The organism is Candidatus Kinetoplastibacterium oncopeltii TCC290E (genome assembly GCF_000340865.1).
Lineage (GTDB): Bacteria > Pseudomonadota > Gammaproteobacteria > Burkholderiales > Burkholderiaceae_B > Kinetoplastidibacterium > Kinetoplastidibacterium stringomonadis.
Map to the genome: position 1 here is coordinate 112983 of NC_020299.1, position 21580 is coordinate 134562.

Annotated in this window: 19 protein-coding genes and 5 tRNA genes; 5 read left to right on the forward strand and 19 right to left on the reverse strand. The window is 29.9% G+C overall.

The genetic code is table 11. The annotated features are described in order from the left end of the window. Window positions 1–23: 23 nt before the first annotated feature. Complete coding sequence (locus tag CONE_RS00530) at window positions 24–311, reverse strand: co-chaperone GroES (RefSeq protein WP_015396818.1); 288 nt, start codon at window positions 309–311, stop codon at window positions 24–26. A 216-nt stretch (window positions 312–527) separates the two neighbouring features. Here CONE_RS00530 and CONE_RS00535 point away from each other — a divergent pair. The 4 genes from CONE_RS00535 to rsmA all read left to right on the forward strand — a co-directional run bounded on the left by CONE_RS00535 (window position 528) and on the right by rsmA (window position 5215). Further along, window positions 528–603, forward strand: a tRNA-Lys gene (locus tag CONE_RS00535). A gap of 114 nt (window positions 604–717) precedes the next feature. Further along, entirely contained in the window at window positions 718–2985 is a 2268-nt protein-coding gene (locus CONE_RS00540; protein ID WP_015396819.1) for an LPS-assembly protein LptD, read from the forward strand. 33 nt (window positions 2986–3018) lie between these two features. Beyond that, complete coding sequence (locus CONE_RS00545) at window positions 3019–4410, forward strand: peptidylprolyl isomerase (RefSeq protein WP_015396820.1); 1392 nt, start codon at window positions 3019–3021, stop codon at window positions 4408–4410. A gap of 22 nt (window positions 4411–4432) precedes the next feature. Further along, window positions 4433–5215 carry a 16S rRNA (adenine(1518)-N(6)/adenine(1519)-N(6))-dimethyltransferase RsmA gene (rsmA, locus tag CONE_RS00550; RefSeq protein ID WP_015396821.1) on the forward strand — a complete coding sequence of 261 codons (783 nt, stop codon included), beginning with the start codon at window positions 4433–4435 and terminating at the stop codon, window positions 5213–5215. 1 nt (window position 5216) lies between these two features. On the opposite strand, the gene mgtE is transcribed toward rsmA, so the two are convergent. The 3 genes from mgtE to CONE_RS00565 form a co-directional block, all read right to left on the reverse strand. Further along, window positions 5217–6665, reverse strand: a complete 1449-nt coding sequence (mgtE, locus tag CONE_RS00555; RefSeq protein WP_015396822.1) for a magnesium transporter — start codon at window positions 6663–6665, stop codon at window positions 5217–5219. A gap of 7 nt (window positions 6666–6672) precedes the next feature. After that, window positions 6673–7077, reverse strand: coding sequence for an acyl-CoA thioesterase (locus CONE_RS00560; protein ID WP_015396823.1), 405 nt, complete (start codon window positions 7075–7077; stop codon window positions 6673–6675). An 88-nt stretch (window positions 7078–7165) separates the two neighbouring features. Continuing rightward, window positions 7166–8044 (reverse strand): inositol monophosphatase family protein, encoded by an 879-nt coding sequence (locus CONE_RS00565; protein ID WP_015396824.1) that lies wholly within the window; start codon window positions 8042–8044, stop codon window positions 7166–7168. Between the two features lie 179 nt (window positions 8045–8223). On the opposite strand from CONE_RS00565, the gene CONE_RS00570 reads away from it, so the two are divergent. Next, window positions 8224–8299, forward strand: a tRNA-Lys gene (locus CONE_RS00570). Window positions 8300–8302: 3 nt separating this feature from the next. Here the strand turns inward: CONE_RS00570 and CONE_RS00575 are convergent. The 15 genes from CONE_RS00575 to CONE_RS00645 form a co-directional block, all read right to left on the reverse strand. Next, window positions 8303–9172: an EamA family transporter gene (locus CONE_RS00575; RefSeq protein WP_015396825.1), complete on the reverse strand. Its 870-nt coding sequence runs from the start codon at window positions 9170–9172 to the stop codon at window positions 8303–8305. 48 nt (window positions 9173–9220) lie between these two features. Next, window positions 9221–9297: transfer RNA gene (locus tag CONE_RS00580), tRNA-Asp, on the reverse strand. Between the two features lie 26 nt (window positions 9298–9323). Next, a tRNA-Glu gene (locus tag CONE_RS00585) sits at window positions 9324–9399 on the reverse strand. Between the two features lie 8 nt (window positions 9400–9407). Next, a tRNA-Ala gene (locus tag CONE_RS00590) sits at window positions 9408–9483 on the reverse strand. Between the two features lie 209 nt (window positions 9484–9692). Further along, window positions 9693–10547, reverse strand: coding sequence for a CorC family transporter (locus CONE_RS00595; RefSeq protein WP_015396826.1), 855 nt, complete (start codon window positions 10545–10547; stop codon window positions 9693–9695). A 91-nt stretch (window positions 10548–10638) separates the two neighbouring features. Beyond that, on the reverse strand, window positions 10639–11124 hold the full coding sequence (gene ybeY, locus CONE_RS00600; RefSeq protein WP_015396827.1) for an rRNA maturation RNase YbeY: 486 nt from the start codon (window positions 11122–11124) through the stop codon (window positions 10639–10641). Further along, on the reverse strand, window positions 11102–12058 hold the full coding sequence (locus CONE_RS00605) for a PhoH family protein (protein ID WP_015396828.1): 957 nt from the start codon (window positions 12056–12058) through the stop codon (window positions 11102–11104). The genes ybeY and CONE_RS00605 overlap by 23 nt, the downstream gene beginning before the upstream one ends. 25 nt (window positions 12059–12083) lie before the next feature. Further along, complete coding sequence (gene miaB / locus CONE_RS00610) at window positions 12084–13454, reverse strand: tRNA (N6-isopentenyl adenosine(37)-C2)-methylthiotransferase MiaB (RefSeq protein WP_015396829.1); 1371 nt, start codon at window positions 13452–13454, stop codon at window positions 12084–12086. Between the two features lie 120 nt (window positions 13455–13574). After that, window positions 13575–14489, reverse strand: a complete 915-nt coding sequence (gene secF / locus CONE_RS00615) for a protein translocase subunit SecF (protein WP_015396830.1) — start codon at window positions 14487–14489, stop codon at window positions 13575–13577. A gap of 8 nt (window positions 14490–14497) precedes the next feature. Continuing rightward, the gene (gene secD, locus CONE_RS00620; protein WP_015396831.1) at window positions 14498–16375 is read right to left on the reverse strand and encodes a protein translocase subunit SecD; all 1878 of its coding nucleotides are present in this window, start codon (window positions 16373–16375) and stop codon (window positions 14498–14500) included. A gap of 49 nt (window positions 16376–16424) precedes the next feature. Next, window positions 16425–16778 carry a preprotein translocase subunit YajC gene (gene yajC / locus CONE_RS00625; RefSeq protein WP_015396832.1) on the reverse strand — a complete coding sequence of 118 codons (354 nt, stop codon included), beginning with the start codon at window positions 16776–16778 and terminating at the stop codon, window positions 16425–16427. A gap of 75 nt (window positions 16779–16853) precedes the next feature. Beyond that, window positions 16854–17990 carry a tRNA guanosine(34) transglycosylase Tgt gene (gene tgt, locus CONE_RS00630; RefSeq protein WP_015396833.1) on the reverse strand — a complete coding sequence of 379 codons (1137 nt, stop codon included), beginning with the start codon at window positions 17988–17990 and terminating at the stop codon, window positions 16854–16856. Then, window positions 17980–19044 (reverse strand): tRNA preQ1(34) S-adenosylmethionine ribosyltransferase-isomerase QueA, encoded by a 1065-nt coding sequence (queA, locus tag CONE_RS00635; RefSeq protein WP_015396834.1) that lies wholly within the window; start codon window positions 19042–19044, stop codon window positions 17980–17982. The genes tgt and queA overlap by 11 nt, the downstream gene beginning before the upstream one ends. A gap of 90 nt (window positions 19045–19134) precedes the next feature. Then, complete coding sequence (locus tag CONE_RS00640; protein WP_015396835.1) at window positions 19135–20634, reverse strand: UbiD family decarboxylase; 1500 nt, start codon at window positions 20632–20634, stop codon at window positions 19135–19137. A gap of 31 nt (window positions 20635–20665) precedes the next feature. After that, on the reverse strand, window positions 20666–21403 hold the full coding sequence (locus CONE_RS00645) for a 16S rRNA (uracil(1498)-N(3))-methyltransferase (protein WP_015396836.1): 738 nt from the start codon (window positions 21401–21403) through the stop codon (window positions 20666–20668). Window positions 21404–21580 lie beyond the last annotated feature (177 nt).

Below are 21580 nucleotides of genomic sequence, written 5' to 3' on the forward strand. Positions count from 1 at the left end.
TAAATTTATTAAATAAATATGGTTTAGTTAATTACAGCAAGAATTTCATCTTCTCTGATTACTAGCAATTCTTCACCATCTACCTTAACCGATTGTCCAGCATACTTACCGAACAATACTTTGTCTCCAACTTTTAAATCTACCGGTAAAATTTTACCATCTTCTGTTTTTTTACCTGGACCGACAGCAAGTACTTCTCCTTGATCAGGTTTCTCTGTCGCACTTTCTGGTATAACGATACCAGAAGCAGTTTTTCTTTCGTTGTCCAAACGTTTTACGATTACTCGATCGTGTAGGGGACGTAGAGCCATAAGAAACTCCTGTTTAAATTTTACATTAATCAAAAATTACTGGTTGCTTATTATGAACCAGCCATATGAACTATGTATGGTCTATATTTTTTTATTCAAGAGGGGAGAGAAATTATTTTTTATAAGATTTGATTTTTCTTCTTTCAATAAATCTTACTAAAATTTATTGAAACTATTTGATTAATTAGGTAGAATTAAAGAACTTAGCTTGAAATTGGGCTGTTAGCTCAGCTGGTAGAGCAGCGGACTCTTAATCCGTAGGTCGAGTGTTCGAGTCACTCACAGCCCACCATATGGTTATTTGCATTTTATATTTTTTAAAGTTGCTCTACTATTACTGTGCATAATCCAATCTTTATTTATGATTGTTATTTAAACTATATATATTTTTAAGCGACTCAGATCAGTGCGTTTTTTTATAAGTTTAGCGTCTGTCTTTTTATTTTTGCTAACTTTTTTTGATGCAGCATCATCAGCTATAATTTCAAAAGATCTAAAGCAGATTGAACACTCACATGTTGATGATTTTAATCATTTGCAGACTTTCTCGATAATTAATAATGATTCAATTGGTTATAATGACTCATTATCTAGCGATCTACCATTATTTTTGACTGCTGATCAGATAAATAATAATAAAGATGGATCATTTAGCCTAGTAGGCAATGCTCAATTTCGCAGAATGGATTCTGTTATAAATGGAAATTATATTAAATTTTATAGTGATAAAGGTAACATATATGTTGATGGTAATGTCTATATTAGATTGGGTAGCAGCACATTAGTTGGATCTGATGCTTTTATAAATATAGATGCGATTAATGGATATATAAATAATGTTAAATTTAGGTCACATTATAATGAAGCTTATGCTGAAGCAGACAAAGTTGATTTAATCAATAAATCGAAAATTAAGTTATATAATGTTATTTATTCAGGACTAGAAAACTATAATGAATCATGGTACACAAAGTCTAGTTCTGTAACACTCGATTTTGATAAAAATATAGCTCATTTTATTAATGCTCGTTTATATTTATGTAATATACCAATTTTTTATATGCCTTACATGAGTTTTCCAATAAAAGATGAGCCTAAATCTGGATTTTTAATGCCAAACTATAGTTTAGTATCTGGAAATGGTTATGAATTTGTTATCCCATATTACATGAATATTTCTAGGTACTGCGATGCTACTATTCATAATAGAGTTTCAAGTAAACGAGGATTTATTATTTCAAGCGAGTTTAGATATGTAAATGACAATTACTATGGTATGGTTGATGGTAGTTATATACATAAAGATAGGGTAACTGGTTGTAATCGTTGGTATTATAAATTTAGGAATTGTTTTTATATAAGAGATAACCTAATATTAGATCTTGATATTTCAAGAGCATCAGATAATTATTTCTTTATAGATATAAAAGATAACAATGATCAGAAATATTTGTCTCAAATCAGTAAATTGAGTTGGTTTGGTAATCATTTCGATAGCTATATAAAATTATCTTCTTATCAAATATTGGTAGATGGGATTGAAAGTAATTTTTACTATAAAAGATTACCAGAAATTTCTATTAGGTATCATGATTACTTTTGTGAAAAGCTAGGTCTTGATTTTGATATCAATATGGTAAAACTAGTCAGGTCTAGTTATGTTAGAGATTTATTAAATGACAGTGGTAATCGTTTACAGTTTTACCCAAGTGTTCACTATAATATAATAAATGGCTCTTATTATATAACACCTAAGTTCGGAGTACATCTGTCAGAATATAATATTAACTCTTGTTATAAATCCAGAGTTGTTCCAATATGTTCTTTAAGTGGTGGTGCTTTTTGTATTAACAATGTGAATATATTCAAAAAGTCTTTTAAACAAATTATAGAACCAAAATTCTCTTATTTATATATTCCATATTATAATCAGGAAGATGTGCCTTGTTACGATACAAACTTAGTTGATTTTAGTTTTCAAAGTCTTTTTGATGAAAATGTTTATGATGGAGGATGGGATAGAATATCTGATGCTAATCATATAACCTTTCTCTTGAAGGCTAGCTACGATGATACTTATTCAGAATTTGAAAGGATGTCTATTTCTGCAGCAAATAGAATATTTTTAGACAATAAGAAAGTATTTATTCCAGGGGAGACTTTATCTAATAATATTAATTCTAATTTATTAATGTCGTTTAAAACATCTCCATCAAATAACACAGTAATTGAAGCATGTTTTGATTATGATTTATATAAGAATAATTTATGTAATTATTTAACAAGTATTAGATGGAATCCTAAAAAGTCAGCAAATGTTAATATATTATATAAATCTCAAAATGATATGCAATATAGTCTGAAGACTGTTGTATTATCTTTCCAATGGCCTCTTTCGGAAAAATTTTATGGCATAGGTAGATTAGATATTTTACACAGTTGCAATAAAGAAGGTGATAAACAAATTAGTGCTCCAAAATTTTTAATAGGTTTTGAATATAAAAAAGATGAATCTTGGACTAATAGGTTAGTATTTCATCGTTATAGTTTATTTAATGGTAATATTAATAACACGTTATTTTTTCAGCTAGAGCTCAGAGGTATTGGTGCCATAGGCACAGACATGAAAAATCTTTTAGAAAATAATATTTTTGATTATCAAACAGTACAATGATAATTTCTAGAACTCAATTTTTGATACTTAAGAATGATTAAATCAATTAAAATTATATTAATGCTTGGTTACGCTATATTAGTAATAATGTTTTCGTTTGTAGCATTTGCAAATGATTTGCTATATGAGGATAAGATAGTAGCTATAGTAAATCAAAACATAATAAAATTAAGCGATTTGGTTAAGATTGAGAATTATTTTATTAATAATTTCATTAAAAACAAGATTAATGTACCGGATAAGTTTGTATTGCGTACTCAGTTACTAGATCAAATGATTGATTGTGAATTGATAAAACAAGAATCTAATAAGATAGGAATTCTTGTTGATGATAATAAATTAAATACTGTTATAGCAGGCATGGCAGATGATTATAAACTGACTTTAGATTTGTTTAAGTCAAAAGTTGAAATAGATGATTCTACACCTTGGGATATATATTTATACAACGTTAGAAATGCAATTTATTTTAATAGCTTAAAGCAGCATCTTGTTGAGGAAAAACTGCAAATCATAGATCTAGACATAGATAGTTTTCTGTCTGATTTGAATAACGGAAATAAAAGTTCTGATAATTTTTTAAAAAATAGAAAAAGTTATAAAAATCTATACTCTTTGTCACAGATACTATTTAAGCCATCACAAAATTTTTCAGATAAGATTGTTGATGATTCATATGAAATATTGAAAGAGATTAGGGATAGATTAATATCTGGAGAAAATTTTAATGATCTTTCTGTTGAATTTTCTAATAATTCTTATTTATCTTTTATAAATTTTTTAGGGACTAAACCTTTAGATTGTTGGCCAGAATTATTTGTTAAAGCTATAGAAGATCTAGATATAGGGCAGGTTAGTGAGATTTTTAGAAGTCCTAGTGGTTTTCATATCATAAAAATAAATGATATAAATCCTTGTAATATAGAAGGAGATGATATTCTTTTTAAAAAGTTTAATCAGATTTTAGATAGGAAAGAAAGTGATTCAATAATTCAAAAAGAAGTTCAGCATATATTGATCAAATTTCATAAAATATTTAATGAAAAAGAAACAATTAATAAATTAGAGAATATTCGTTATGATATAATTTCAGGTAAAGAAAATTTTAATGATATGGCCTACAAATACTCTGAAGATGTTACCGCTTCTCAGGGAGGTAATATAGGATGGATAACTCCTGGTTCTATCATTAAGGAGTTAGATCATGTTATTAATAATTTAGATCCTGGCCAAATTAGTAGTGTTGTCAAATCATCATGTGGTTACCATTTGATAAAGGTTAATGATGTTAGAAAAAAAGACCTATTTGATGAAAATAAGCGTATTAGGGCAAGAGAATACCTTATTGAGTTGAATGCACAGTACATATTTGATAATTGGCTTAAAAATCTAAAAACATGCTCTTTTATAGAGAATAGGTTATAAAATAAATTAAAGCAAAAAAGTCATGATGATTTTTAAGTCGCGTAAGCGTTTTGGACAGAATTTTCTAGTGGATGCTAGCATTATAGAAAAAATCATGATTGCTATAAATCCTAAAAGTAATGATTCTATTATAGAGATAGGTCCTGGCTTGTCTGCTTTGACATCACCTCTTTTGAATAAATTGGATCGTTTAATTGCTATCGAAATAGATAAAGATCTAGCTCAAATTTTGAGGAACAGACATTCTTCTGAAAAATTAATACTCATTGAAAATGATGCAATAGTTCAAGATTTTAGTTTGTTTGGAAGTAATATTAGAATAGTAGGCAATTTGCCTTATAATATATCTACTCCTTTACTTTTTCATTTGATGTCTGTTGCAGATATTGTAATAGATCAACATTTTATGCTTCAAAAGGAAGTTGTAGATAGAATGGTAGCTACACCTTCTAGTCGAAATTACGGACGTCTTTCTGTAATGTTACAAGAGCGATATAAAATAGAAAAATTATTTGATGTTTCTCCAGAGTCATTTAATCCCAAACCTAAAGTATTTTCTTCCATAGTTAGGTTAATTCCATTATCAGGTAATCGTAATAGACCAAATAATTACTCATTTTTTAAAAAAGTAGTTTCAGCAGCTTTTTCAAAAAGAAGAAAAACGTTAAGGAACTCCTTAAAGGAATTGTCGAGTAATATTAATTGGTCTAAAATAATGATATCTTCCGAAGATAGAGCTGAGGATATTTCAGTTGATCAATTTATTCGTTTATCAGATCATTTAGAAAATGATCTGATAGTATAGATTACAGTAAAAATATTGTAGATAATCCTAGGAAAATTATAAATCCTAAAGAATCAGTAGCGAAAGTTAGAAGAACTGATGACCCAATAGCAGGATCTTTATTAAAGTGGGTTCTAAGCATAGGAACAATTACTCCTACCAAAGTGCCTATAAGAACGTTGCATATAATTGCTCCCATTATTACCAGTGCTATTAAAACTGAATTTGACATAGACCAAGCAAATATAGCTGCAACTATTCCTCCACTAGTACCTATGAAGGATGCAAGGATCATTTCTCTTTTAAGTAATGGGAATAGATCTCTCTCTGTAATGTGGTTTGTAGCAAGTGCTCTGATAACCATCGTCATAGTTTGATTGCCAGAATTTCCTCCTATTCCAGCTACTATAGACATAAGAAAAGCAAGAACAACTAGTTTGCTTACTGTATGTTCAAACCTTGATGCTATGAATGAAGAAATAGAAGCTGTGAATAAATTTACTAAAAGCCATGGAGCTCTGTTTAATATAGCAGTTGTTATAGGTGCAAATATATCTTCTTCTTGTAATCCAGCTCTTGATAAAGCTTGGGCATTTGAGTCCTCCTGAATAACATCAACAACATCCGCTATTGTTACACGACCAACTAATCTACCATAATCATCTATTACTGGAGCTGAAACTAGGTCGTATCTTTCGAAAGCAGCAGCGGCATCGGTATCTGAATCTAAAGGATTTATAGTCAAAAAATCTCTAATCATTACATCGTCAACATCATTACTGGGATCGCTAACTAATATTTTTACTAGTGGTAACACTCCTTGTAGTTTATCTTGTCTATCGACTACGAATATTTGATCCGTGTGATCAGGAAGTTCTTGTAATCGTCTAAGGTATCTGAGGACAACTTCAAGTGTTACATCTTCTCTTACTTTAACCATTTCGAAATCCATAAGAGCGCCAACGCTTTCTTCAGGATAAGCCATTGCTTCTAATAGTCTAGTACGTTCCTCATCGTTTAGTCTTTTTTCAACTTCTACTATGACTTCTGGCGGAAGATCTGTAGATATATATGCTAGTTCATCAGCATCCATTGTACTTGTTACAGTAACCAAATCATGCCAGCTCATTACTTCGATGAGAGATTCTCTTACCCAGTTCTCTACTTCTATAAGAACATTAGGTTTGTGATTTTTATCAACCAGAGACCATATGATAAGTCTTCTATCTTTTGGCAACGACTCTAAAATGAATGCTATATCAGCATTATGAAGTGAATTGATCAATGATCCTAGTTCATGGACTATATTGATTTTGTTTAAATCATTTGAGATATTTATTTCTACATCATTTTCATATTGATGTTTTTTAAAATATTCTTGTATCTCTAATAGAGCACTTTTAACATCATCGTGATCTAATCTTCTTATTACCACGGATTTTTTTTGTGAGTCACTAGTAATTTTTTTCATTTTTTTATTAGATGGATGTAAGAGGGCGGCTATTTCCTTGTTTATCTATTGCGACATAAGTTAATTTGGCCTCAACGGCTTTCACAGATTCATGATTGAAAGGTCTTTTTTGAGTATAAATTTCCACAGATACTGTGATAGACGTGTTTCCAGTTTTTACTATTGATGCATATAAACTTATTAGATCGCCAACTAATATAGGAGTTTTAAACTGAATATAGTTAACTGCAATAGTAGCTACCTTACCATCAGCTATTTTAGCTGCTAGTATTGAGCCTGCTATGTCAATTTGTGACATCGTCCATCCACCAAATACATGCCCATTAATGTTTGAGTCTGATGGCATTGGCATTAATTTTAGTACCAGATCATGTTCCTTAATTTCTTGTGTAGATTTTGTAAGTATTTGCATAATTTTATTAACTTTATAATGTAATTATTTTGAAATTTGTCCTTCTATAAACATATCAATAGTTTTTTGCAATAAAAAATTAAAATAATTAATTGATTTTACTTATTGTAGGTTTAATCATGTTCAGCAAATCAATATAAACTGATTTATTACCAGCTAAAATCCAGCCATTATTAGAAGGCCATGGATTTATTTTTGTTATATCTTCGCATATTCCATCAGCTTCTCTTAGTATTATCGTTCCAGCAGCAACATCCCATGCTGATAAACCAAATTCCCAATATCCATCATACCTACCACAAGCAATCCATGCTAGATCTAAGGCAGCTGATCCCATTCTTCTAATACTTCTAGTATTTTTTAAAATATCTTTTAATATACTCATCTGTTTTTCATGATGCAAACAATTATTATATGGTAAACCAGTAGATACTATGGATTCACCTATCTCTTTAGTGTTTGAGCATTTTATTGTTTTTCCATTTAATAATGCTCCGTGACCTAATATAGCTGTAAATATTTCATCTCTGCATGGATCGTATATTACACCTAATATTGGAGTATCCTTTTCTAGTTTTATTTCGTTAATAAATGCTCCAGCGTGAGCAACTAAAGCAATAGATATCGAATAATGTGGTATTCCATGTATAAAATTTGTGGATCCATCAAGAGGGTCTATATACCATGTTGCTGTTTCTCCTATATTTCCTCCAGATTCTTCTGTTATGATGCCGTATTTATTTTTATTAATAGTTAATTTATCTATGATTGCACGTTCTGATTCTTTATCAGCTTGAGAAAATAAATCATTATCGTTTTTACTGTGTACTATAAGCTTTTTGAGATGATGGAAATAATACTGTAGTATTTTCGCTCCAGATTTTGCAGCATCAGATGCTATATCCATTATATTAGATAATTGTATATTGCTTAGACGTAAGGATTTTGAGTTAATATCGTTCGACATTTATCAGTTATATATTTTGTTATTTATGATTATGAATTAGAAAATTAGTTTATTATATCAGCGTAACAGTAATTATTTAAGATTATCTTATACTCTACATATATATCAATTAAATTATCACACTAATAATTTAATTGATATATATAACAATAATGTAGTATAATTTGGAAATTGCTATTGGGGTGTTAGCTCAGCCGGTAGAGCAGTTGACTTTTAATCAATTGGTCGTGGGTTCGATTCCCGCACACCCCACCACTATTATCTTATAATTATGGCTATAATAATTGACAATATTGCTATAAATATGCCAAGTATATTATTTTTATTCAGCTTTTCTTTGAAAAATACAGTTCCAACAATAGTTCCTGATATAATTACTCCTAAATTCATTACTACAAATACAGTAGATGGCATATCGTATAAGTATTTATGAGCTTTTATATACGAAGATATATTAACCCAATTAAGAGTTCCGAATAATATTCCGTTGATAATATTATTTTTGCTAAAAAAAAACTGTTTTGTAAATGTAATATATATTGCCATTACAAAGCTAGCTATTAAAAAAGATAGACATAAACAACTTGTGAATACGTTATTGCTACTTATTTTTTTAAATAAAATATCAGCTAGTCCATATGTGAAGCATACTAACATAGGCCACTTGAATTGATAGAATTTTTTTTCATCTATAATTTTATATTCTTGTTGTTTATCTAGTAAACAAAATATTGAAAATATAGCAATAATTATGTAAATTATTTTTATAGTAGATAGATCATCATTAAATATAGTAAAGGAAGCAATTATAGGAATTACTATAGACATACGTTGAAATATTTCGCTTTTGGTCACTCCAAAATATCTTATTGATTGTGCCATTGATATAAAACCTATCGGTAATAAGAACCCTATCATTAATATGATATATAGATTATTATTTATAACTGATATAAGGTGTTTTGTATTTGTTTTAAAAAAAAATAAACTAATTATTGTAGCTGTCGCATAGTTTATAAAAACGACGTCGCTAAGATTTATTTTTTTGTATATGTTTTTTCTTAAAATTATTGATACTAGTATACTGCAAGTAATGCTAACGGAAAGGTACAAAAAACCAACAATCATGGTTTTAAATCCTCTAGGAAAATATCCAATATACTAAGTGAATGATATTGGCGGAGCGGACGGGACTCGAACCCGCGACCCCCGGCGTGACAGGCCGGTATTCTAACCAACTGAACTACCGCTCCAGCTCTTTAAAATCTTTAAAACAAAATGGCGTCCCCTAGGGGATTCGAACCCCTGTACTCACCGTGAAAGGGTGATGTCCTAGGCCTCTAGACGAAGGGGACTAAAAACTTGGTGGAGATAAGCGGGATCGAACCGCTGACCTCTTGCATGCCATGCAAGCGCTCTCCCAGCTGAGCTATACCCCCCTCCATTTCTGTTCATTGTCTAGCTTGTAATTATGCTATAATTTTATTTTATGTGCAAGCATATTTTTATGTGAAATTATTTCTTATTTGTTTTTTTGCGTTTTGAACACACTTCGTTGATACTTAAAACATTTCATTATGATAAATATCATAATGAAATGTTTTTCTTGCTATTTTTTTCTAAAAAATAAGACTGTTTTAGTTTCAAACTATACTCTTCTTACTTTTAACCATAAAGCTCTCCTGCTGTCTGCTCTGATCACTTCTATTTGAACATCTTCACAAGTAGCACTATCGCCACATTTTGGAATTCTGTTTATCTGACCTCCCAACCATCCTCCAACACTATCATATTCATGATTTGGCAATTTTATATTCAAATAATTATTAAGATGATCTATGTCAGTTGCAGCCATTACTATCCACTGATTAGGACCATCTTGAAATATGGAGTTTTCTTCAACATGATCAAATTCATCTTCTATATTACCTACTAATTGCTCAAGAATATCTTCCATAGTAACAAGCCCTGAAATTCCTCCATGTTCATCTATTATAATAGCTTGATGATTGTGACTAATACGAAATTCTCTTAATAATATATTTAATTTTTTTGATTCTGGTATAAAGAAAGCAGGCCTTATTAGTGATCTAATCTCTATATCTTTATTAGATATACATTTAAGTAGATCTTTTGCCAGCAAAACTCCTATAACATTATCACGTTCATTTTCAAAAACAGGAAATCTTGAGTGTGTTGTTTCTAAGATTATACTGGTCATATCATTTATTGACATGGATATTTCTAGCATGTTCATTTTAGAACGTGGAATCATGATATCGCTTACTGTTCTTTTTGAGATATTTATAGTTCCAAGTATTGCTGATAGCGCATCTAAATCTATTAGACCTTTTATATGTGCTTCTTCAAGCAAAATTTTTATTTCCTGTATTTCTTTTGGAGAATTTTTTTGTTTCAAAAATGTAAAGAAATTCTTAGATAAAGATCTTATACGGTTGATAAATTTAGCTAATGTATAATTATTATATGGATTGTCAGACATTACTCTGTAAAACTGGATTAATTGTTAGATGATTATATCTTAAATATCAAGATACTTTTATATGTATATTTATTATATTGTTTTAATAGCATTATAAATACGGATTTTTGATGTTAAATTTATTTAGTATTTCTATTTCCATCGATTCCATTTTCACAGCATCTTCACTGTTTAAATGGTCAAATCCTAGGGCATGTAGTACTCCATGTATTGTTATATGCGCAGCATGATCTTGAAAAGTTTTCTTTTGCTGAATAGCTTCTATTTTTACTATGGAAAAACAAATAATAATATCTCCAGATAAACATCCATTTTCTATGCCATATTCAAAGGTTATTACATTTGTTCCATTATCTTTTTTTCTGAAAGTTCTATTCAGTTCCCTAATTTCTCTTTCATCAACTATTCTAATATTTAAACTTATTTTATTGCATATATAAGGACAATGTAAAAAAGATATATTAATAGATTTTTTTACCCAGGTTCTTAAAAGTTTTTCAGTAATGAATATATTTTTATCTTCATATTGAAAATTTAATTTTATAGAAGTTTTATTATTTTTTTGATTTGAGTTCATAAGCAGTTACAATTTTTGCTACTAATGGATGTCTGAATATATCTTGTGAAGTGAATAAATTTATAGATACATCATCTATTTCATTTAATATTGCTATAGCATCATTTAATCCACTTTTATGACCTGTAGGTAAATCAATTTGCGATGGATCTCCTGTTATGACAGCTTTACTGCCTAATCCGATCCTAGTTAAAAACATTTTCATTTGTTCAGAAGTAGTATTTTGAGCCTCATCCAGTATGATAAAAGCATTGTTTATTGTTCTTCCTCTCATATATGCTAAAGGTGCTATTTCTATTATTTGTTTTTCAAATAGTTTTTGTACTTTATCAATTCCAATGAAATTATATAATGAATCATACAATGGCCTAAGATATGGATCAATTTTCTGCTCTAAATTTCCAGGCAAAAATCCAAGTTTTTCTCCTGCTTCTATTGCTGGACGAGTTATTACTAAACGTTCAACATTATGGTTATCTAATGCGTTAACAGCACATGCTACAGCTAGTATGGTTTTACCAGTGCCAGCAGGACCTACTCCAAATGTAATATCTTTATGTAGAATATTATGCACATAACTATATTGATTTTTTGTTCTTGGTCTTATTTTCAGCTTTTTTAGATTAGAAGGTTTAAGGTCGTAATCTAAATAATTAATATCAAGTTCTGACATTCCTAAAATAATATCCTTTTTACTTACTTCTTTGTATTTTGACTGTTCGTGGAAAAAATAAATTGCTTTTTTTGCTAAAAAAATATTTGATCCTGTAATTGTAAATTTATTGCTAGATCTTATAATTTTTGTATCTGTGATGTTAGATATTGTATGAATATTAGTATCCAATGGTCCACACAATTTTGACAAAGATAAATTACTAGCATCATCTAAAATGATAAAAGTATTTTCTGGGATAACTTCCGATTTTGTTTTCATTAAATGTATAATTATTAAATTGAGATTATATTTGCCCCCGCAATGTATTTCTATTTGCTTTAACTATTAATACATCTATCATTTTTCCAACAAGATTTTTATTAGATTGAAAATTTACTATTCGATTATTTTCAGTACGACCCATAAATTCTGCAGGATTCTTTTTAGAAGTTTTTTCTACTAGAATACGTTGCTTCGTTCCTATCATTGCTATAGCTATTTCTTGTGCTTGTTTATCAATCAGTCTTTGTAATTCTTGCAGTCTTTCTAATTTTACTTCATATGGTACATCATCACTTAAGTTTGATGCTGGTGTTCCTGGACGTCTTGAATATATAAATGAGAAAGATGTATCAAACCCTATTTCTTCTATTAGATGTAAAGTTTTTTTAAAATCATCTTCAGTTTCCCCTGGAAATCCAACTATAAAATCAGATGAAACAGATAAACCAGGTCTTGATTCTCTTAATTTTTTAATTATTGATTTATACTCGATAGCGGTATAGCCTCTTTTCATTGAAGAGAGTATACGATCACTTCCAGACTGAACTGGTAAATGTACAAATGATACTAATTTTGGCAAATTGGCGTAAGCATAGGTAATGCGTTTAGTCATTTCTCTAGGATGTGATGTCGTATACCTTATACGGTCAATTCCTGGTATTTCATGAACATATTCTAATAATTTAGCAAAATCAGCTATGTCTCCATCACTAGTCTTACCTAGATAAGCATTTACATTCTGTCCCAATAAAGTTACTTCCTTTATCCCTTGATTTGATGCTAAATCAGCAATTTCTATCAAAACATCTTCGAATTGTCTAGAAAACTCTGTTCCTCTTGTGTAAGGGACAACACAGAAGCTGCAGTATTTACTACATCCTTCCATTATAGATACAAAAGCTGTTGGACTTTTAGATTTTGCTGGTATCATTGAGTCAAATTTTTCTATTTCTGGAAAACTTATATCAACTTGAGATTTTCCTTCATTTATTCTTTTTTCTATAAGCTCTGGCAATCTGTGTAAGGTTTGAGGGCCGAAAATTATATCTACAAATGGAGCCCTATTTAGAATCTCAGGACCTTCTTGGCTAGCTACGCATCCACCAACCCCAATAATTATATTAGGATTTCTTTGTTTTATGGTTTTTGCTCTTCCAAGATCTGAGAATACTTTTTCTTGCGCTTTTTCTCTTACTGAACATGTATTGAATATTATTAAATCAGCTTCTTCAGGATTATCTGTGACTGAAGTATATCCATGCTTGTATAATATATCAACCATCTTATCTGAATCATATGTATTCATTTGGCAACCAAAGGTCTTAATATAAATCTTTTTGTATTTCACTATAGATTTATTATCAACAAATATTTTAATATTTTTCTCTTTCATGTTTAAAAATAATTAGAATAAAAATTATAGCTATATAAGAAATATATATACTATATGTTTGGATAAGGAATTCGATGTATTATTGATAAGTGTTCTTGAACTATTTAAGTAATTAAGTTTTTACTTCATGACATATAGTCTTTTGTCTCCAAATTTCATCAAAATAGCAAGAGATGTAGCAACAAATACCGATGAATATATTCCAAACCATATTCCTATTGTCAAAGCAAGAGAAAAGTAATGTAATGTTTGGCCACCAAATATTAGTAAAGAAAGTACCATCATTTGCGTACAACCGTGGGTTATTATAGTCCTAGAAATTGTTTGCGTAATTGACATATTTATTATTTCTGTTATGTCACTTCCATTAGAATGATTTATATTTTCACGTATTCTATCCATTACTATTACAGATTCATTAACAGAATACCCTAATACAGCTAACAATCCTGCGAGGACACAAAGTGAAAATTCCCATTGGAAAAACGCGAAGAAACCAAGAATGATTACTATATCATGTAAATTTGCAATTATACCAGATAGTGCTAATTTATATTCAAACCTTATAGTTAAGTAAATAATTATACCTATAACTACAGTTATTAGAGCTAATATTCCATCCAATATTAATTCATTACCCACCTGAGGTCCTACTGTTTCTACTTTGATGATTTGCAATGATTCATCATAGCCTTTCAGCTCCAATAGAATTTTATTAGCTGTATTATCTAAAGTATTATTTTTTGATAAAACAGGTAGTCGAACCATTATTTCATGTAAAGAATCAAATATTTGCACCTGATAATCTGTATATCCCATCTTAAATATAGTTTCACGAATTTCATCGGTGGATATCTTGTTTTCTGCCGAAAAATTCATTTCTATAATTGTACCTCCAGTAAATTCTGTGGATAAATTTAACCCATTATTAGTTATAAAAAATATTGATACTATAAATGTCATTAAACTTATTAAATTAAGAACTAATGAGTATTTCATAAAAGGAATAGTTTTATCGATGTGAAAAAATTCCATAGTATTCCTTAATTATTTTTTTTGGGTTTCCAAACTTCACCTATTGATATTTTTGAAAGATTTGCTCTTTTTCCATACCAAAAGTTCACCATCATTCTGACACATAAAACAGATGAAAACATTGATGTTATTATTCCAAGACAATGTACTATTGCAAATCCACGGACTGTCCCTGATCCTAATGTTAGTAATGATAACCCGACTATTAAAGCTGTAAAGTTAGAATCTAAAATAGTGGACCAAGCTCTTTTGAAACCATAGTATATTGACTCTTGTGGATTGTTACCGTTCCTTAATTCTTCTCTTATTCTTTCATTAATCAAAACATTAGAGTCTATTGCCATACCAACGGTAAGAGCAATAGCAGCTATACCTGGTAGATTTATTGATACTTGCAGTACAGATAATAAAGCAACTAAAAGTATTAGATTTATAATTAAACCAATGCTAGAAAACAGTCCAAATACACCATAGTAAATTGTTATAAAAAAAACTACTGAGATAAATCCATATATTGTAGATTTTAAACCTTTTTCTATATTATTTAGGCCTAAACTTGGGCCTATAGTTTTTTCTTCTATAATTTTCATTGGTGCTGCTAGTAATCCAGATCGTAACAATACTGAAATTTCTGCTGCTTCTTCAGGACTCATAGCTCCTGATATTTGCACTTGTCCTCCAGATATTTCGCTTCTTATAAATGGCGCTGTTATTATTTCCCCTATGCCATTTTCAAATAATATTATTGCCATTCGTTTATTTATGTTATCTCTGGTAACATCTTTAAATATACGAGCGCCTTTGGAATCTAGTGTTAGATTTACAGAAGGTTGTCTTGTTTGAGGATCACGGCCATAATGCGCATCTTTTATGTTAGAGCTAGTTAATATTGGATGTTTGTAGATAAATGTATTATTACCGTTATGATCTTTAATATTCTCTATACCAAAAGGTAATCCCCCTTTTTTAAAGAGGTTTTTAGTTGAGTGAGTATCATCAACCATTCTTACCTCTAGTTTTGCTGTTCTTCCTATCAAATCTTTAGCTTTTGAGATATCCTGTTTTCCAGGAAGCTGGACAATTATACGTTTGCTGCCTTGTTGTTGTATTATCGGTTCAGAGTCGCTTATCCCACTTATACGTTTATTTAGAGTAGATATATTTTGGGAAACTGCATTAGTTTTTATTTTTTCTAAAAATTTCTTGCTAAAAGAAATTTTTATTGATGATTGATTTTGTCTACTTTCTTCGATAAAAAGATCATCGTCTTGCCACTGTTTTTTTATGTTTTTTATCGTTTCATTTTTATCAGTTAATTTATTAAATTTGACTAGTATTTCACCTCTGTTACGCTCTACTTTTGATATTATTTTTTTTCTATTAAGAATAGATCTTACTTCCATAGCAGTTTCATCATATTTTGATTCTACTGCTGCTTCGGTATCAACTTCTATTAAAAAATGTACGCCTCCACGCAGATCTAAACCCAGCGACATGGGTTTAGCTCCGATAAAATCAAATATTCTCATAAAACCTGGCGTTATACTATTCATGCCAACTGTTATGTTATATATATTAATTTTATTTGAGTCTTTGTTTAAGTTCTTATCAAGTTTCTCTAGAAGAAAGGACTGATCTTCTGCCGAAAATAGATTGATTTTTACGCTATTATCTGTTTCGATAGACAAGGAATATTTTTTTAAATTGGAATCAGAGATTATATTTTTGATTTTTTCAAGAAATATACTATCAATTTTTTTCTGTGTCCTTGTCTCAGATATTTGTATAAAAGGTACTAATTCATAGAAATTTGGAGCCATATAAATGACACCAACAAGAACCGCAAATGTAATCAACAGGTTTTTCCAAGCAGGATAGCGGTTCATAAATTTAGATAATTGCTATGAGAAAGTGAGATTAAGATTTTTAAATACACTATAATGATTTTATAGTTCCTTTGGGCATTATTCCGATAATTGAATTTTTTTGAATTGCTATATCTACAGGATTTTTATCTGCAGAATATGAAATATCAATAACAATATAATTTTCATTTATTTTTCTTATTTTTCCTAATATTCCACCAGAAGTAATAATCTCATCATTATTAGATAAATTAGAAATAAGATTTTTATGCTCTTTTTGACGCTTTACTTGAGGTCTTATCATTAAAAAATATAAAACAAGGAACATTACTAATATAGGCAGCATGTTCAATATGGGACTACTTTCCGCCACTGTGGCATTTGCCTGGGTTATTATCAAATTTGAGATGCTGTTTATATGCATTTTTACATTCCTGTTTATTAATATCAATTAGTTATTATAATTGTTTTTTATTCTTTATCAATTTTTAATATATTACTAGATATTACTAGATCTATCTTCCAAAAAATTTTTTTTCCATATATCAAATTTTCTTTCATGTATTGATTCTCTAATTTCATTCATCATATTTAGATAAAAGTGCAAATTATGTATAGTATTTAGCATTGATGCATTTATTTCTTTAGTTATTTGCAAATGATGCAAGTATGATCTTGTAAAATTTATACAAGTATAACAATCACATGTTGGATCAAGATTATTAAGATCATTTTTATATTTTGAATTTTTTATTTTAATATTTCCGTATCTAGTAAATAGCCAACCATTCCTAGCATTTCTAGTTGGCATAACACAATCAAACATGTCAACACCATTATATACTGCATTTACTATGTCTTCTGGAGTACCGACTCCCATTAAGTATTTTGGAAAATTATCTGGTATTTTAGGACTTATAAACTCAAGAATTTGATGTAAATATTCTTTTGGCTCGCCAACTGAAAGTCCTCCAATAGCATATCCGTTAAATCCAATATCCAATAATCCATTTATAGATTCTTCGCGTAAATTCTCATAAAAACCTCCTTGCACGATTCCAAATATAAAATTTTTATTCTCTTGACGTTTAAATTCATCCATAGATCGTTTAGACCACCTAAGCGATAATTTCATAGAATCACATGCTTCTTCCATAGTTATAATATGAGATCCTATTTGATATGGAGTGCATTCATCAAAAATCATTACAATATCGGAGTTTAATATGCTTTGTATTTGTATAGATTTTTCTGGTGTCAAAAATAGTTTTGATCCATTTATAGGGGATGCAAATTTAACTCCTTCCTCTGTTATTTTGCATAACTCTTTTAAGCTAAATACTTGAAAACCGCCTGAATCAGTTAATATTGGTTTCTGCCATTGTATAAAATTATGTAATCCTTTGTGGGATTGTATAATATCCATACCAGGCCTCATCCATAAGTGCAAGGTGTTTCCTAAGATTATCTGAGCTCCATTTTCTTCCAAATCTCGTTTTAAAATTGCTTTTACACATCCACCAGTTCCAACTGGCATAAAGGCTGGTGTTTTTATAGTCCCATGATTTAGGTGTAGCAATCCATTTCTAGCAATTCCATCCTTACTTATGATTTCGAAATTCAGATTATTTATCATTTTGGCGCTCAATTAACATTGCATCTCCGTAACTAAAAAATCTATAATTGCATTTCACAGCATGATCATAAGCTTTCAAAATTATATCTTTGCTAGCTAATGCAGAAACTAGAATTAACAGAGTGGATTTTGGTAAGTGGAAATTTGTTACTAAGGCATCTATAATTTTGAATTCATATCCAGGTTTTATAAACAAATTTGTATCACTGCATACTGGATTTATTATGCATCTATTTAACAAAGAATAATTATTTTGATCTAATGCTGCCGATTCTAATGCCCTAGCGCTAGTCGTTCCTACTGCAATTACCCTTTTACCATTAGTTCTTGCATCTTGTATTGATTTTATTGTTGATAATGGAATCTCATACTTTTCAGTATGCATTATATGTTCGTTTATGTCTTGAGTTCTAATTGGTTTAAATGTTCCAGCGCCTACATGTAAAGTTAAAAATGCCATGTTTATACCACGTGACTTAAGCTCTTTTAAAATCCTCTGATCAAAATGAAGACCAGCTGTTGGTGCTGCAATTGCTCCTGGATTTTTTGCAAATATTGTTTGATATCTTAATTCATCAAAAGCATCATTATGCTTATTTATGTATGGTGGCAATGGGATATTGCCATATTTTTCAAGAACATTATCAATGTTTTCGGAAAATTTTAATATAAAAAAATCACTATTTCTTGAGGAAATATATACCTCAACAATATTTGAAATTATTATTTTTGTACCTATTTTTATAGTACTGTTAGATTTGATTTGAGCAATTGCCGTATTTGGATCTAAAATTCGTTCTATAAGAATCTCTACTTTCCCTCCACTGTTTTTTTGAGCTTTCAAACGTGCTTTTATTACTTTTGTATCGTTAAAAACCAGAAGATCTCCTGGTTCTAATGTTTTTGTCAAGTCATAAAAATGAAGATCATGAGTATTTTTTCTTGAATCTATATGTAGTAATCTACTATTACTGCGCTCAACCTCTGGGTTTTGTGCTATCAGATTCTTTGGCAAAAAATAATCAAAGTTGGATATATCTATTAATTTTGACACGATATTATTAATGTTTTTTTTGATTTACGATTTTTTAAATTTAAATAGACAGAAAAATTATGAACAATAAGTTCAAAAATATAAAGCTTTTTATATTCCAAGACTGCCCCATATACTGTCAACATTATCTTTGACTGAATCAAGCATTCTTATTGATTTTCCCCACTGTCTATCAGATTCACCAGGTAGTTTGTTAGTAGCATCTATACCCATTTTACTACCTAATCCTGATTTGGGAGAAGCGAAATCCAAGTAGTCTATAGGAGTATTTTCTACTAACAAAGTATCTCTATATGGATCTGTACGTGTACTTATAGCCCAGATAACTTCTTTCCAATCCCTAACATTTATATCTTCGTCTACTATTATTATAAATTTTGTATACATAAATTGACGAAGCATACCCCATAATCCGAACATTATTCTTCTTGCATGGCCTACATATTGTTTCCTAATAGATATTATAGCTAATCTGTAGCTGCATCCTTCAGCTGGTAAATAAAAATCTACAATTTCTGTAAATTGTCTTTTCAGTATTGGTATGAATATCTCGTTCATAGCTAAACCAAGCACAGCTGGTTCATCTACAGGTTTTCCAGTATAAGTAGAATGGTATATAGGAGATCTTCTCATTGTGATTCTGTTAACAGTCAAAACAGGAAACCATTCTTGCTCGTTGTAATAACCTGTATGGTCACCATAAGGACCTTCTAAAGCCATTTCATATCCTGATGATGATTCTGATGATGGCATTATGCAACCTTCTATAATTATTTCTGCCCTTGCAGGAACGTATAACTCCGATCCAATAGATTTTGTTATCTCTGTTCGTGATCCTCTAAGCAAACCTGCGAATTGATACTCAGATAGACTATCAGGTATTGGAGTAACTGCTCCTAGCATAGTTGCGGGATCAGTGCCGATAGCAACGGCAACTTGAAAAGGTATATTTTTGTTAAGTCTTGCATGTTCCTGAAAATCCAATGCACCACCTCTGTGAGGAAGCCAGCGCATTATTAATTTATTTTGTCCTAATAACTGTTGGCGATATATGCCTATATTTTGGCGTTTAGCGAATGGTTTTTTTGTTATAACTAAACCCCATGTTAACAAAGGAGCTATATCATCTGGCCAACATTTTTGAATTGGTATATCGAATAAATCAACATTTTTACCTTCTATAACAATTTCTTGGCAAGGAGCATTACTTACTATTTTTGGGTTCATGTCCCACAATGCTGATTTTAAAATGGAAATTTTTGAAAAAGCATCACGAATACTGTTTGGAGCTTCAGGCTCGCGTAACGATGCTAAAATTTCGCCGACGTCAGCTAATGATTTTATAGAATTGGAATCTATTCCAAGTGATATTCTATCAACTGTTCCGAATAGATTGGTTAATACAGGTATAGAAGATATTTTGTTGTTATGTAGTACATTTTCAAATAATAAAGCTGGTCCTTGCTTAGCTATTACTCTTGATGATATTTCTGTTATTTCTAAATTAGAGCAAACTTGAGCATTAATCCTCTTTAATAAATTTTTTTTCTCTAAATAAGTAATAAATTCCCTTAAATCACGATACTTCACATCAAACTTCCAGTTAGATAATTTTATTTAATCAGAGATTCCAGCATTTCATGCTGGCAATGGCAGAAATAATTGCAATTGCGGCAGTTTCTGTTCTAAGAATTCTTGCACCAAATTTCATAGGGTATATGCTATTTGAATTAGCTGCCATATTCAATTCTTTTTCAGACCATCCGCCTTCAGGTCCTATCATTATAGTTAATGATTTTTCGTTTTTAATTTTCCCTAATACATCAAAAATATTATCATTTGATAATGGGTCACACATTATATGTGGTTCTTCTTTAGGTTGCATTAAATAATTATTCAAATGAACACACTCATCAATTTTAGCTAACAAGCTCCTACCACACTGTTCACTAGCTGAGATTATAACACGTCTCCAATGTGACAAGCTTTTTTCTACGTTATCGTTAGTTATGTGGTTGTTGCCCCTTTGTGTTTGTATAGGAATAATACGTTTTACTCCAAGCTCTATAGCTTTTTCTATTATAACATCCATCTTATTTTTTGATGTGATGGCTTGAACCAAAGTTATATTACCTGATAGCTCGACATCATTTTCAATATATTTTCGTATATCAGCAAAGAAGTTTTTGTTCTTTATAATTAATTTTGATAGATACTCTCCTCCAAGACCGTTAAAAAGTAAAATATCTTCATCATGTTTGAGTCTAAGCACTTTTATATGACGTGCTACATCACAAGGAAGCTGGATAATTCCACCTATATTTAGGCTGATATCGCAAAAAAAACGTGATAAATGCATATTATTGATAAATTAATCCTGGTATTATCTTCAATTGGACATACTGTGTTTACATAGATACATTAATTATAAACATAATCACAAATTTGTTTAGTCTAGGTTACTATATTTTATACAGATGGTAAAATTAAAATAACCAGATTATTTATTTTTAAGCGTTGGAGTTAAAGAGTTATC

Bases quoted from the DNA above. Each gene is read 5' to 3' on its own strand.
- secF (WP_015396830.1), bottom strand. From the start codon at position 14,489: ATGGAATTTTTTCACATCGATAAAACTATTCCTTTTATGAAATACTCA.
- ybeY (WP_015396827.1), bottom strand. From the start codon at position 11,124: ATGAACTCAAATCAAAAAAATAATAAAACTTCTATAAAATTAAATTTT.
- CONE_RS00565 (WP_015396824.1), bottom strand. From the start codon at position 8,044: ATGTCGAACGATATTAACTCAAAATCCTTACGTCTAAGCAATATACAA.
- yajC (WP_015396832.1), bottom strand. From the start codon at position 16,778: ATGCATATAAACAGCATCTCAAATTTGATAATAACCCAGGCAAATGCC.
- CONE_RS00605 (WP_015396828.1), bottom strand. From the start codon at position 12,058: ATGAAAACAAAATCGGAAGTTATCCCAGAAAATACTTTTATCATTTTA.
- miaB (WP_015396829.1), bottom strand. From the start codon at position 13,454: ATGAAAGAGAAAAATATTAAAATATTTGTTGATAATAAATCTATAGTG.
- tgt (WP_015396833.1), bottom strand. From the start codon at position 17,990: ATGATAAATAATCTGAATTTCGAAATCATAAGTAAGGATGGAATTGCT.
- CONE_RS00545 (WP_015396820.1), top strand. From the start codon at position 3,019: ATGATTAAATCAATTAAAATTATATTAATGCTTGGTTACGCTATATTA.
- CONE_RS00560 (WP_015396823.1), bottom strand. From the start codon at position 7,077: ATGCAAATACTTACAAAATCTACACAAGAAATTAAGGAACATGATCTG.
- CONE_RS00595 (WP_015396826.1), bottom strand. From the start codon at position 10,547: ATGTCTGACAATCCATATAATAATTATACATTAGCTAAATTTATCAAC.
- secD (WP_015396831.1), bottom strand. From the start codon at position 16,375: ATGAACCGCTATCCTGCTTGGAAAAACCTGTTGATTACATTTGCGGTT.
- rsmA (WP_015396821.1), top strand. From the start codon at position 4,433: ATGATGATTTTTAAGTCGCGTAAGCGTTTTGGACAGAATTTTCTAGTG.
- CONE_RS00645 (WP_015396836.1), bottom strand. From the start codon at position 21,403: ATGCATTTATCACGTTTTTTTTGCGATATCAGCCTAAATATAGGTGGA.
- CONE_RS00530 (WP_015396818.1), bottom strand. From the start codon at position 311: ATGGCTCTACGTCCCCTACACGATCGAGTAATCGTAAAACGTTTGGAC.
- CONE_RS00575 (WP_015396825.1), bottom strand. From the start codon at position 9,172: ATGATTGTTGGTTTTTTGTACCTTTCCGTTAGCATTACTTGCAGTATA.
- mgtE (WP_015396822.1), bottom strand. From the start codon at position 6,665: ATGAAAAAAATTACTAGTGACTCACAAAAAAAATCCGTGGTAATAAGA.